Annotated in this window: 11 protein-coding genes; 7 read left to right on the top strand and 4 right to left on the bottom strand. The window is 58.6% G+C overall.

Features of this window, described 5'->3' with window-relative positions; genetic code table 11:
• Positions 1 to 3: 3 nt before the first annotated feature.
• Both AB3G35_RS03420 and AB3G35_RS03415 read right to left on the bottom strand, forming a co-directional pair.
• On the bottom strand, positions 4 to 1,245 hold the full coding sequence (locus tag AB3G35_RS03420; RefSeq protein ID WP_369782305.1) for an SfnB family sulfur acquisition oxidoreductase: 1,242 nt from the start codon (positions 1,243 to 1,245) through the stop codon (positions 4 to 6).
• A 219-nt stretch (positions 1,246 to 1,464) separates the two neighbouring features.
• The gene (locus AB3G35_RS03415; RefSeq protein WP_016782768.1) at positions 1,465 to 2,229 is read right to left on the bottom strand and encodes a hypothetical protein; all 765 of its coding nucleotides are present in this window, start codon (positions 2,227 to 2,229) and stop codon (positions 1,465 to 1,467) included.
• A 491-nt stretch (positions 2,230 to 2,720) separates the two neighbouring features.
• On the opposite strand from AB3G35_RS03415, the gene AB3G35_RS03410 reads away from it, so the two are divergent.
• The 3 genes from AB3G35_RS03410 (at position 2,721) to AB3G35_RS03400 (ending at position 5,726) form a co-directional block, all read left to right on the top strand.
• Positions 2,721 to 3,653 (top strand): SdiA-regulated domain-containing protein, encoded by a 933-nt coding sequence (locus AB3G35_RS03410; RefSeq protein WP_369782304.1) that lies wholly within the window; start codon positions 2,721 to 2,723, stop codon positions 3,651 to 3,653.
• Positions 3,654 to 3,778: 125 nt separating this feature from the next.
• Complete coding sequence (locus AB3G35_RS03405; RefSeq protein WP_324708365.1) at positions 3,779 to 4,693, top strand: SdiA-regulated domain-containing protein; 915 nt, start codon at positions 3,779 to 3,781, stop codon at positions 4,691 to 4,693.
• Positions 4,694 to 4,817: 124 nt separating this feature from the next.
• On the top strand, positions 4,818 to 5,726 hold the full coding sequence (locus AB3G35_RS03400) for an SdiA-regulated domain-containing protein (protein WP_029611640.1): 909 nt from the start codon (positions 4,818 to 4,820) through the stop codon (positions 5,724 to 5,726).
• Between the two features lie 105 nt (positions 5,727 to 5,831).
• On the opposite strand, the gene rpiA is transcribed toward AB3G35_RS03400, so the two are convergent.
• Entirely contained in the window at positions 5,832 to 6,503 is a 672-nt protein-coding gene (gene rpiA, locus AB3G35_RS03395) for a ribose-5-phosphate isomerase RpiA (protein ID WP_016782772.1), read from the bottom strand.
• 141 nt (positions 6,504 to 6,644) lie between these two features.
• Here rpiA and ilvA point away from each other — a divergent pair, with 141 nt between their 5' ends.
• Complete coding sequence (ilvA, locus tag AB3G35_RS03390) at positions 6,645 to 8,159, top strand: threonine ammonia-lyase, biosynthetic (protein ID WP_016782773.1); 1,515 nt, start codon at positions 6,645 to 6,647, stop codon at positions 8,157 to 8,159.
• A 40-nt stretch (positions 8,160 to 8,199) separates the two neighbouring features.
• On the top strand, positions 8,200 to 8,628 hold the full coding sequence (locus tag AB3G35_RS03385) for a DUF2269 family protein (protein ID WP_106115689.1): 429 nt from the start codon (positions 8,200 to 8,202) through the stop codon (positions 8,626 to 8,628).
• 55 nt (positions 8,629 to 8,683) lie between these two features.
• Here AB3G35_RS03385 and AB3G35_RS03380 read toward each other — a convergent pair whose 3' ends face one another.
• On the bottom strand, positions 8,684 to 9,340 hold the full coding sequence (locus AB3G35_RS03380; protein WP_086795593.1) for an HAD family phosphatase: 657 nt from the start codon (positions 9,338 to 9,340) through the stop codon (positions 8,684 to 8,686).
• 143 nt (positions 9,341 to 9,483) lie between these two features.
• On the opposite strand from AB3G35_RS03380, the gene AB3G35_RS03375 reads away from it, so the two are divergent.
• Both AB3G35_RS03375 and ptsP read left to right on the top strand, forming a co-directional pair.
• Positions 9,484 to 9,963: an RNA pyrophosphohydrolase gene (locus AB3G35_RS03375; protein WP_019828104.1), complete on the top strand. Its 480-nt coding sequence runs from the start codon at positions 9,484 to 9,486 to the stop codon at positions 9,961 to 9,963.
• Positions 9,964 to 9,984: 21 nt separating this feature from the next.
• The gene (gene ptsP / locus AB3G35_RS03370) at positions 9,985 to 12,264 is read left to right on the top strand and encodes a phosphoenolpyruvate--protein phosphotransferase (protein ID WP_016782777.1); all 2,280 of its coding nucleotides are present in this window, start codon (positions 9,985 to 9,987) and stop codon (positions 12,262 to 12,264) included.
• The last annotated feature ends 26 nt before the right edge of the window (positions 12,265 to 12,290 follow it).

The following is a 12,290-nucleotide window of genomic DNA, read 5'->3' as shown; positions in this document are numbered from 1 at the left end:
GGGTCAGATCCAGGAATGCCGGGCAGGCAGGGCGCCGTTGAGGCGATAGGCGCCGATGGCGTGGTACTTCCAGCGCACCGGGTCGTGCAGGGTGTGGACCCGGGCATTGCGCCAGTGGCGGTCGAGGTTGAATTCGGCCAGGCTGGCGCGGCTACCGGCCAGTTCGAAGAGCTTTTCGCTGGCCAGCAGCGACAGCTCGGTGCTCAGCACCTTGGCTTCAGCTACCGCAATCGAGGCGCGGGCAGCGCCAGCAGCGTCAATCGGTGCAGCGCTGACTTCATCCAGCACGCGACCGGATTTGCGCAGCAAGGCTTCGGCTGCATGCAGCTCAATGTTCAGCTTGCCGATATCGGCAATTACATAGGGGTCATCACTGTTGCGTTCGACCTTGGCGTCGATCCACGGGCGCGAGCGCTCGCGGACAAAACTGATAGTGTCGGCAATGGCGCCGCGCGCAATGCCCAGGTCAATGGCGGCCTGGATCAGTTGCGATACGGCGCCCTGAATGTTCGGGGCATCGTTGAGCCGAGAGCTGTCGACTACCAGTTCAGCTTCAACCCGCACGTTGTTAAGCAATACGGTGCCGCTGGCAGTAGTGCGCTGACCAAAGCCGGACCAGTCATCCACTACCCGCAGACCGGGCGTACCGCGACGTACAAAGGCCATGACCTGCTTGCCGTTATCGTCGAGCGCCTTGACCGCGATCCAGTGGGCAAACAGGGCACCAGTTGAGTAAAACTTCTGACCGTTTATGACGAAATCATCGCCATCGGCGGTGATCCGCGCTTTCAATTCCAGGGTGTTTTTACTGCCGCGTTCGGGGCCTGCATTGCCGATGCGCCAGCCTTGCAACACGCTGGCGAACAGGTGTTCTTTTTGCGCCGGGGTGGCCGTGGCAGCAATCAGGCTGAGAATGCCCACCTGATTCTGCGGGATCTGCCCCAGCGCCGGGTCGGCCGCCGAAATAATGGCGAACACTTCAGCCAGGGTCACGAATGACACCTGGGGCCCGCCAAATTCCCGGGCAATGGAGAGGCTGCCCAGCCCGCTACGGGTGAATTCTTCTACCAGCGACCAGGGCAACTTGCGCTGCAGGTCGCGCTTGCCAGCGTGTTCGCGGGCATTGGCCGCCAGGCTACGCGCGGCTTCAAGGGCTTCGTTGTCGGTGCGCAGAACCTGCGCTGCCAGCAACAGAGGCGCGACATCCTGGTCGCTTTGCAGGTGTGCATTGGCCAAGTTGGACATTAGTTGCGCTCCTTGGCTGCACTCAATGCCCTGGCGTTATGCACAAGGGTGATTGTGTTACGGACCATACCTACCTCACGTTTCATGGGGGCGCCGCTTGTGCGGCGCGGATAAAAGCCGAGAGTCCGGTGGTCCGGTGCATATACCCTAATCGAGTATAAAAATTTAAAGAACTAACTTTTAGGAATATGAATAGACGATTCCATCGCCCGCCCGGCCCTAGTTGCGCCAGTTGGGCCGCGGCTCTGCAGCCTGCAGCACCTCCCTTGGAGCAGGGTTGAGGTAGAGCCTGGGGACGCCGACCTTGAGTACCCGCGCCGGTGCCCAGCGCGAGTTGTTGCCCACGCGGTCGATCACGCAGTAAGTCACCTCCAGCCGGGCGTCTTCGCCAGCCTCCTGGATAATATGCGGGGGCACAAACACGCTGACGGGCTTGTCGATATCCACCTTGCGCAGTTTCGGCACGTCCAGGCGTACATCGCCCCAGAGCAGGGTGATTGCGTCATCGCAGGCCATGTTGCGATAGGGTTCGATCGTCAGCGGCACGCCGCGCTTCATCTGGCTGGGGTTAACCCCATAGCGCTGGATCGGCAGCGGAATCACCAGCGGCGCAAGGCCCTGGTTTTCCTCGCCGATGGCTTCGCCGCCAGGGCAGTCAAGTTTGACAAATATTTTAAGTTGCGCAGAAAGAGCCGGGCTGCTGCCGATATGCATCACCCGGTAATAGAGGCGCGCCGTACCATTTTGAATAAAACTGTGCGGCACTCTTAACAGGACAGGCTGGCCAATATCGGCCTTGATAATCTGCTGCGAGGCAACATAACAGCCGTCCCAGAACAACTCGACCAGGTCGCCTTCTTCCATGTTCGTGTACGGATTTATTGTAATAAGCAAGTGCTCGGCGGCGCGCGCGCAAACAGTATGCCTGGCAGGGTTCGACAGTGCAGGGGCGGCCAGTTTGTTGATGCATGAAGTAAAGGGCATATTTAAAGATTCCTTTCCAGTATGTAAGGGAACGCTACGCGTCTGCGCAGGCCGGCCCTCGCGCGCAGTCACGCGTGCTGGCGGCACATTGATAACGCGATAAATATTGACTTGAAGAAGTGGCTGGGTGGCTTTGTATTTATTAGATAAGAGTCCGCGGGGATGGGTGTCAAGGGCGAACAGAGCTAATATAAATGTCCCTGTATTATTCAGAAAGTTCCTACTGATAGAGCGCTTTAACATTGCACCGCAAGTTACGCGGGTACAGGGTTGTCGATTCATCCATAGTATAAGTGTGTCGCATGCTTAATGGCCTGCTATCGCCGAGCGCCTGGAGGGGTTGAATCACTCAGGGCCTGGGGCATGATGAGTTTTTTTGCGTTTTTGCCATTTATTTCACACTCCGTCTGCATAATCGCCAGAGGCGAGGCAGCCGGTTTGCCCGCTTTGTGATATTTAGTTCTGGCCCAACCTTTCGGAAGCCCACTCAAATGGCAACAAACCCACAGTTGATACCGCCTGTTCCCCGGCCCTCACGTTTCAGCCTGCGCTGGTACTCCTGGGTGTTGCTGGCGGGTGCATTGTTCTATGGGCTCGCATGGATCATGCATTGGGATGACCGCGGTGCGCTGTGGGTACTGGAGCGGTTTGAAAGCCAGTCCGAGCAGAATGAAAGCATTTGGCTACCTGACTATCGGGCGGTGATTGATGCCAAGGTGTTGCCGGGGATGGAAAAGGACGAAGCGTCGGACCTGGCCTATAACCCGCTGACCAAAACACTGTTTTCGGTGATGGGCAAAAAACCGTTTCTCGTGGAACTGACCCTCAATGGCGACGTGCTGCGCAAAATCCCGCTGGTGGGCTGGAGCAACCCGGAAGGCCTGACCGTCATGGAGAACGGCCTGCTGGCCATTGTCGATGAGCGTGAACATATGCTGAGCATCGTCAACATCGATGCCAACACCAAAAGCCTGAATATTGCCGACTTCCCCAAGTACGACCTGGGGCCTTCGAAAAACCAGAACAAGGCCTTCGAAGCCATTGCCTGGGACCCGCGCCGCCAGCAGTTGTTGCTGGGTGAGGAGCGTCCGCCGCAGTTGTTTGTATGGAAGAGCGACGGCAGCCAGGTGCTCACCGGCAGCAAGCAGAAAGTGCCCAGCGATGAGCTGGACCTGCGCAACCTCTCGGCCCTGAGCGTTGATCCGCGTACGGGCCATACATTGGTGCTGTCGGCCGATTCGCATATGCTGCTGGAACTGGACGAACTGGGCGAGCAAGTCAGCTTCATTACCTTGCTCGGCGGCTTCAATGGCCTGAAGAACACCATTCCCCGGGCCGAAGGTGTTGCGATTGATGAACACGGCACGTTGTACATGGTGAGCGAGCCGAACCTGTTTTATCGTTTTGAAAAGACAGTGAAGTGATTTTCTTTAAATCAAGTAGGAAAAGGCTTAAACGCTAGTTTCTATCTATTTGCGCATTGGGGATTAAGTTTAAATTCAGGCACCGCTGGCATTTAAGCTGCCTGTTAAATTTAGAGTTATACCCAATGCGTCCTGTCAGTCGCTCTACAGTTTTTATTATTTGTATCATGCTCGTATTACTCATAGTTTGTAGCGTTGCAGCGCAGCATGATCGTTTGCCGGCACGCCTATGGTTTAACGTCAGCCAGTTGTTGCAACCTGTCGAACCAGATGCGATCAAACTGGGCGAATACCACGTCGTATTGCAAGGCATGGAGATCAAGGGGATTGAAGACGATGCCTCGTCTCTGACCTTCGATCCCATTCGCCAAACCCTGTTTACCGTGACCAATAAAGATGCCGAGCTTTTTGAACTGTCCCTGGATGGTCGAATTTTGCGGCGTATAAAGCTGATCGGCTTTGGCGATGCCGAGGCGGTCGAGTTTGTTGGCGAAAATACCTACGTCATTGCCGACGAGCGTGAACATCGGCTGTTTAAAGTCAAGGTTGATGACAACACCCGGGTCCTGGATGCCCGTGATGCTGAACAATTGACGCTGGGGTTCCATAAACCCAGCAACAAGGGTTTCGAAGGCCTGGCCTACGACCCGGTAGGCAAGCGCATGTTTGTGGCCAAAGAGCGCGACCCGATGCTGATTTATGAAGTGAGAGGTTTCCCCCTGGACAATTCCAGGCAACCGTCTGCCATTCATGTGGCGACTCATCCACAACGGGATGCGGGCTTGTTTGTACGGGATTTGTCGGATCTGGAGCATGACAAGCGCACCGGGCATTTACTGGCACTGTCGGACGAGTCGAAATTGCTGCTTGAGCTGGGCCTGGACGGAAAGCCGATCAGCACACTGTCGCTGAAAAAGGGTCAGCACGGTTTGGCCCGCTCAGTGCCGCAGGCAGAAGGCGTGGCGATGGACGATAAAGGGACTGTTTATGTGGTGAGCGAACCTAACCTGTTTTATCGTTTCGAGAAGCTTAAGCAGTGATTTCGGCAAAAGCCGTGCAGGAAAATCCCAAAGATTAATCTTTGCCCTCTTAAGTATTGAGGATTAAGTTTAAATTCATGCAGTGCTGGTATTTAAACCGCCTGATTAATTTAGAGTTAGCCTAATGCGACCTGTCAGTCGTTCTACCGTTTTCACTCTTTGTATCGTGCTGGTGGCATTACTGGCTTGCGGGGTGGCTGCACAGCATTTCCGGATGCCTGAACGCATCTGGTTTCACCTCAGCCAACAGTGGCAACCGGTCAACCCGGATGCGATCAATCTGGGCGAGTACCGCGCGGTATTGCAAGGCAAGGCCATCGAAGGGCTCGAGGACGATGTTTCGGCACTGACCTTCGACCCAATTCGTAAAAGCCTGTTCACTGTAACCAACAAGAAAGCCGAGCTGATCGAACTGTCCCTTGATGGCCAGATCCTGCGCCGTATCGCACTGGTCGGGTTTGGTGATGCCGAAGCGGTGGAGTTTATTGGTGAAAATACCTATGTGATTACCGATGAGCGTCAACAGCGCCTGATCAAGGTCAAGGTCGATGACAACACCCGGGTTCTGGATGCCCGCGACGCCGAGCAATTGACGCTGGGGATCAACCCGTCGGGCAACAAGGGCTTTGAAGGCCTGGCCTACGATTCGGTGGGCAAGCGCCTGTTTGTCGCCAAGGAGCGCGACCCCATGCTGATTTACGAAGTGCGGGGCTTCCCTCAAAGCAACCCCCAGAAACCCTATGCCACCCATGTAGTGAGCAACCCGCGACGGGACGCGCGGTTGTTTGTGCGGGACTTGTCGAGTTTGCAGTTTGACGAGCGCACCGGGCATTTGCTGGCGCTATCGGACGAGTCGAAATTGCTGCTTGAGCTGGGCCTGGACGGGAAGCCAATCAGCACACTGTCGCTGAAAAAGGGTCAACACGGTTTGACCCGCTCAGTGCCACAGGCAGAAGGCGTGGCGATGGACGATGAAGGGACTATTTATGTGGTGAGCGAGCCGAACCTGTTTTATGTGTTCAAAAAACCCTAGAGCCTGTGGGAGCGGGCTTGCTCGCGATGTAAACGACGCGGTGTACCTGTCACACCACAGCGATTCAATCGCGAGCAAGCCCGCTCCCACACGTGTAAGGCGGGGTTACTTGCTCAGGGTTTTCACGCCTTCAGGGGTGCCCAGCAACAGCAGGTCGGCCGGGCGGGCCGCGAACAGGCCATTGGTTACAACGCCGACAATGGCGTTGATCTGACGCTCCAGCTCAACCGGGTTGGTGATCTGCATGTTGAACACGTCGATGATGATATTGCCGTTGTCCGTCACCACACCTTCGCGGTAAACCGGGTCGCCGCCCAGTTTGACCAGTTCGCGGGCCACATGGCTGCGCGCCATCGGGATCACTTCAACCGGCAGCGGGAATGCGCCCAGCACCGGTACCAGCTTGCTGGCGTCGGCGATGCAGATAAAGGTCTTGGCCACGGCTGCGACGATCTTCTCGCGGGTCAGGGCTGCGCCACCGCCTTTGATCAGGTTGAGGTTTTCGTCGCTTTCATCGGCGCCATCAACATAGAACTCCAGGTCGCTGACCGTGTTCAGTTCATACACCGGAATACCGTGGCCCTTGAGGCGCGCAGCGGTGGCTTCGGAACTGGCCACGGCGCCGTCGAAGGCACCCTTGTGCAGGGCCAGGGCGTCGATAAAGCAGTTGGCAGTGGAGCCGGTGCCGACCCCGACGATGCTCTTGTCATCCAGTTTTGGAAGGATGAAGTCGACAGCAGCCTGGGCTACGGCCTGTTTGAGTTGATCCTGGGTCATGCGGGCTCCGGGGCGGGAAGGGTAAACAGAAAGGCGCTGAGTATAACCCAAGCCTTTAAAACCTTTGGATTCGTATGGTCGCCTGCGTAAACGCTGGGGTAGACTCCTTGGTCCCTGCCAACCCGCCAGTGAAGCTTTCCGATGCTCGAACAGTACGTTAAGAAGATCCTCACCTCGCGCGTTTATGACGTTGCCGTCGAAACGCCCCTGCAAGCTGCCAACCAGCTCACCGAGCGCCTGGGCAACCAGATTTTGCTCAAGCGCGAAGACCTGCAGCCGGTGTACTCGTTCAAGATTCGTGGCGCTTACAACAAGCTGATGCACCTGACCGACGCCGAGCGCGCGTGCGGCGTGGTCACGGCGTCTGCGGGCAATCATGCCCAGGGCCTGGCGCTGGCAGCCAAGGTACTGGGGGTCAAGGCCACTATCGTGATGCCCAAGACCACCCCCGAGATCAAGGTTGAAGGCGTGCGTTCCCGTGGCGGCATTGTTGTGCTGCACGGTGACTCCTTCCCCGAAGCGCTGGCCTACTCCCTGCAATTGGTCGAGAAAGAAGGCTACGTCTACGTTCACCCCTACGATGACCCGCACACCATTGCCGGGCAGGGCACCGTGGCAATGGAAATCCTGCGCCAGCACCCGGCGCCGCTGGATGCGATCTTCGTACCGGTGGGCGGCGGCGGGCTGATCGCCGGTATTGCGGCGTATGTGAAGTACCTGCGCCCGGACATCAAGATCATCGGCGTCGAGCCCGATGACTCCAACTGCCTGCAAGCCGCGATGGCGGCGGGCGAGCGCGTGGTGCTGCCAACCGTGGGGATTTTCGCCGACGGCGTAGCCGTGGCGCAGATTGGCCAGCACACGTTCGATATCTGCAAGGACTATGTGGATGAAGTGATCACCGTCAGCACTGACGAGATCTGCGCAGCGATCAAGGATATCTTCGACGATACCCGCTCGATCACTGAACCTGCCGGCGCATTGGGCGTGGCCGGGATCAAGAAGTACGTCGAGCAGCGCGGCGTGCGCGGCCAGACCCTGGTGGCAATCGACTCCGGTGCCAACGTCAACTTCGACCGCCTGCGCCATGTGGCCGAGCGCGCCGAGTTGGGTGAAGGCCGCGAAGCCATTATCGCCGTGACCATCCCGGAAGTGCCGGGCAGCTTCAAGGCGTTCTGCCAGGCAGTGGGCAAGCGTCAGATTACTGAATTCAACTATCGCTACCACACCGGCAGCGAAGCGCACATTTTCGTTGGCGTGCAGACCCACCCCGAGAACGACCCGCGCAGCGCGCTGCTGGCCAGCCTGACTGAGCAGGGCTTCCCGGTGGTCGACCTGACCGAGAACGAGCTGGCCAAGCTGCATATTCGTCATATGGTCGGCGGGCATGCGGCCAAGGTCAGCGATGAATTGCTGTTTCGTTTCGAGTTCCCGGAGCGCCCGGGTGCGCTATTCAACTTCCTCAACAAGCTGGGCGGGCGCTGGAATATCTCGATGTTCCATTACCGCAACCACGGTGCGGCGGATGGCCGGGTCATGGCCGGGCTGCAAGTGCCGGCCGATGAGCGCCACCTGGTGCCGGCAGCGCTGGCTGAAATCGGTTACCCGTACTGGGATGAGAGCGATAACCCGGCCTACCAGCTGTTTCTTGGCTGATAGGCGCTACGCTGATTGAACGGCTCAAGGGATTAATCAAATGGAAACGTTCACAGCGTTAAAACTGCTGCATGGCGCAGCGACACTGCTGTTGTTTGTCAGCGCCGTTACCTTGCTGGTGGTAGCTATCCGCCGTTGGCGGGCTGGGGATAAAAACCTGGCGGGCGGGGTTGTGCAACGGCCCTGGAGCTTTGTCTGGGCGCTGATGGGCCTGTGTTTGCTGGCGTTGCCGGTCAGTGGCTGGTTTCTGGTGCATCTGGCCGGTTGGCCATTGAGCCAGATGTGGCTGCTGGCGGGCAGCTGTTTGTATCTGTTGGGCAGCCTGAGCTGGGTGTGGCTGGTGGTGCGGCTCAATCGCCTGCGGTTGGGGCGAGTGGCCAGGTACCCGTGGTTCACCCTGGTGCTGGCGATTTTTTGTGCAGTCTGCTTTATCGCCATCGCCGGGTTGATGGGCGCCAAGCCGGTTTAAGGCGCGCCCTCACCCCAGCCCTCTGGGAGAGGGCTGGGGTGAGGGGCTGTTGCTTTCAGTCGCGCAGCGAAATAACCGGCCAGCCACGCTTCAATGCCTCGGCCCGCAAGTTCGGATCAGGGTCGACCGCCACCGGGTGGTCAACCTGTTCCAGCAACGGCAGGTCGTTCATCGAGTCGCTGTAGAAGTAGCTGTCTTCCAGGCTGTAGCCGTTTTCTTCGATCCAGCGGTTCAGGCGTGTCACCTTGCCTTCACGGAAGCACGGTACGTCGGTGCTGCGACCGGTGTAGCGGCCATCGACGATTTCGCATTCGGTGGCAATCAAATGTTCCACGCCGAGTTTTTCGGCAATGGGGCCGGTAATCACGCGGTTGGTGGCGGTAATGATCACCAGGGTGTCGCCTGCTTCCCGGTGCTTGGCCAGCAGGGCCTGGGCCTTGGGCAGCATCAGGCTATCGATGCAGTCGCGCATGAATTCGCGGTGCCATTGATCCAGTTGCGCCATGTCATGGCGGCCAAAGATTTCCATGCTGAAATTAAGGTAGGCAGCGTTGTCGAGCTTGCCGGCCAGGTAGTCCTGGTAGAACGCGTCGTTGCGCGCCTTGTAGGCGTCGCCGTCGAGAATGCCCCGGCGGCACAGGTAATCGCCCCAGGCGTGATCGCTGTCACCGCCCAGAAGGGTGTTGTCCAAGTCGAATAAAGCCAGACGCATTGAGGTTACCCGTTGAGTTGCCTTAAAAAAGGCCACCAGAATACGGTCTTTTAACAAGAGTGCACATAAGGCAGGAAGGCGCGTTGCTGCTTTAACAACCTTTGTGGAACAATGCGATGACATGCGTTTGCGAGGTTGTTGCCGTGATCGACCCCGATGGTTTCCGCCCTAATGTCGGGATTATTCTGACAAATGACGCTGGTCAGGTACTTTGGGCTCGCCGTATCAATCAAGACGCCTGGCAGTTTCCACAGGGAGGCATCAACCCTGATGAAACGCCGGAAGACGCCTTGTACCGCGAGCTGAACGAAGAAGTTGGCCTTGAACGCGAAGATGTAGAAATACTCGCCTGCACGCGAGGCTGGTTGCGTTATCGTTTGCCGCAACGCCTGGTTCGTACCCACAGCCAACCGCTGTGCATCGGCCAGAAGCAAAAGTGGTTTTTGCTGCGCCTGGTCTCTAACGAGCAGCGGGTGCGGATGGATTTGACCGGTAAACCGGAGTTCGATGGCTGGCGTTGGGTCAGTTATTGGTACCCGTTGGGCCAGGTGGTGACATTCAAGCGCGAGGTCTACCGTCGCGCTCTCAAAGAGCTTGCCCCGCGCCTTTTAACGCGCGCCTGACACGGAGTTCGACCCCGAGCCATGCTCAATACGCTGCGCAAGATCGTCCAGGAAGTTAACTCCGCCAAGGATCTCAAGGCGGCGTTGGGGATTATTGTGTTGCGCGTCAAAGAGGCCATGAGCAGCCAGGTCTGCTCGGTCTATTTGCTTGATCCAGAGACAAACCGCTTTGTCCTGATGGCCACCGAGGGCTTGAACAAGCGCTCGATCGGCAAAGTCAGCATGGCACCCAACGAAGGCCTTGTGGGCCTTGTGGGCACCCGTGAAGAGCCTCTGAACCTCGAAAACGCCGCCGATCACCCGCGCTATCGCTACTTTGCCGAAACCGGTGAGGAGCGCTATGCCTCCTTCCTGGGTGCGCCGATCATCCACCACCGGCGCGTGGTCGGGGTTCTGGTCATCCAGCAGAAAGAACGCCGTCAGTTCGACGAGGGCGAAGAAGCCTTCCTGGTGACCATGAGCGCCCAGCTGGCCGGGGTTATTGCCCACGCGGAAGCCACGGGCTCGATTCGTGGCCTGGGCCGTCAGGGCAAGGGCATCCAGGAAGCCAAGTTCGTCGGCGTGCCGGGTTCGCCGGGTGCCGCGGTGGGTACCGCCGTGGTGATGCTGCCCCCCGCGGATCTGGACGTGGTGCCCGACAAGGCCATCACCGATATCCCGGCCGAAATCGCGCTGTTCAAGACTGCCCTCGAAGGCGTGCGCAACGACATGCGCGCGGTGTCGAAAAAGCTCGCCACCCAACTGCGCCCTGAAGAACAGGCACTGTTTGACGTGTACCTGATGATGCTCGACGATGCGTCGCTGGGCAGCGAAGTCAAAAATGTGATCAAGACCGGTCAGTGGGCCCAGGGCGCGCTGCGCCAGGTGGTGACCGATCACGTCAACCGTTTCGAACTGATGGACGACGACTACCTGCGCGAGCGGGCGTCGGATGTGCGCGACCTTGGCCGGCGCCTGCTGGCCTATTTGCAGCATGATCGCCAGCAAACCATGGTCTACCCCGACAACACCATCCTGGTCAGCGAAGAGCTGACGGCCACCATGCTCGGCGAAGTGCCTGAGGGCAAGCTGGCGGGCCTGGTGTCGGTACTGGGCTCGGGCAACTCCCACGTCGCGATCCTGGCGCGGGCGATGGGCATTCCGACCGTGATGGGCGTGGTTGACCTGCCGTACTCCAAGGTCGACGGCATCCAGATGATCGTCGACGGCTACCACGGCGAGGTCTATACCAACCCCAGCGAAGTGCTGCGCAAGCAATACGCTGAAGTGGTCGAAGAAGAACGCCAGCTGTCCCAAGGGCTCGATGCCCTGCGCGAGCTGCCGTGCATCACCCCGGACGGGCATCGCATGCCGCTGTGGGTCAACACCGGCCTGCTGGCCGATGTGGCGCGGGCGCAGCAGCGGGGCGCCGAAGGCGTAGGCCTGTACCGCACCGAAGTGCCGTTCATGATCAACCAGCGCTTCCCGAGTGAAAAGGAGCAGCTGGCGATTTATCGCGAGCAACTTTCCGCCTTCCATCCGCAACCGGTGACCATGCGCAGCCTGGACATTGGCGGCGACAAGTCACTGTCATACTTCCCGATCAAGGAAGACAACCCGTTCCTGGGCTGGCGCGGGATCCGCGTCACCCTAGACCACCCGGAAATCTTCCTGGTGCAGGCCCGGGCCATGCTCAAGGCCAGCGAAGGCCTGAACAACCTGCGTATCCTGCTGCCGATGATCTCCGGCACCCACGAACTCGAAGAAGCCCTGCACCTGCTGCACCGTGCCTGGGGCGAAGTGCGCGACGAAGGCACCGACGTGCCCATGCCGCCGATTGGCGTGATGATCGAAATCCCGGCGGCGGTTTATCAGACCAGGGAGCTGGCGCGTCAGGTCGACTTTCTGTCGGTGGGTTCCAACGACCTGACCCAGTACCTGCTGGCTGTAGACCGCAACAACCCGCGGGTGGCGGATTTGTATGACTACCTGCACCCGGCGGTGCTGCAGGCCCTGCAGTCGGTGGTGCGCGATGCCCATGCCGAAGGCAAGCCGGCGAGCATCTGCGGTGAAATGGCCGGTGACCCGGCGGCGGCGATCCTGTTGATGGCGATGGGCTTTGACAGCTTGTCGATGAACGCCACCAACTTGCCGAAAGTGAAATGGATGCTGCGTCAGGTAAGTTTGAGTCGCGCCAAGGAACTGCTGGCCGAAGTCATGACCATCGACAACCCGCAGGTTATTCGCAGCACCATTCAACTGGCGCTGAAGAACATGGGCCTGACCCGCATGATGAACCCGGCGGCGATCAAGCCTTACTGAAAAGTGGTCACATGTGGGAGCTGGCT

The organism is Pseudomonas sp. WC2401, assembly GCF_041200115.1.
Classification (GTDB): Bacteria; Pseudomonadota; Gammaproteobacteria; order Pseudomonadales; family Pseudomonadaceae; genus Aquipseudomonas; species Aquipseudomonas fragi.
Note: the sequence above shows the minus strand (reverse complement) of the source record. Positions and strands in the feature narration are given on the sequence as shown.